We start from the raw sequence: 390 nt of genomic DNA on the forward strand, positions 1-390 counted from the left end.
GTCTGTCGAATACAATAATGCGTGCCCCTCTTTGCCGTCCTTTATAGATTTCAACCTCACAATGCGAATAGTTCGCTTTAAAAACTTAGCATGAATAATTTTCGTATACACTTATGTTTTTTCATTCAGAAAACCAACGCAGTCAAAACGATGCATATCTGTATCAAAATCAACCCTGCCATTATATTTTCTGGGACGACCCGTACCTTTGTATGCTCCTTCATATAACCACTGTAAGTTTGTATCTATTTGCAATTTTTCAACAATGTGAAACCCCGCCAGAATGATGGCCGAAACAAATTTTACCTTGCTGAAATAGGCATCTGCAGCAAGGCATTTAATTCCAAGCGCACGAATTGCTGTCGCAACTTTGACGGCATGATCGGCATA

1 protein-coding gene is annotated in these 390 nt (G+C 39.5%); it reads right to left on the reverse strand.

Features of this window, described 5'->3' with window-relative positions; translation table 11 throughout:
* Positions 1-111: 111 nt before the first annotated feature.
* Positions 112-390, reverse strand: a 279-nt coding sequence (locus MO867_RS22715; RefSeq protein WP_373565934.1) for a hypothetical protein, incomplete at its 5' end; no start/stop codon positions are given.

This window comes from Microbulbifer okhotskensis, assembly GCF_023895975.1.
Classification (GTDB): Bacteria; Pseudomonadota; Gammaproteobacteria; order Pseudomonadales; family Cellvibrionaceae; genus Microbulbifer; species Microbulbifer okhotskensis.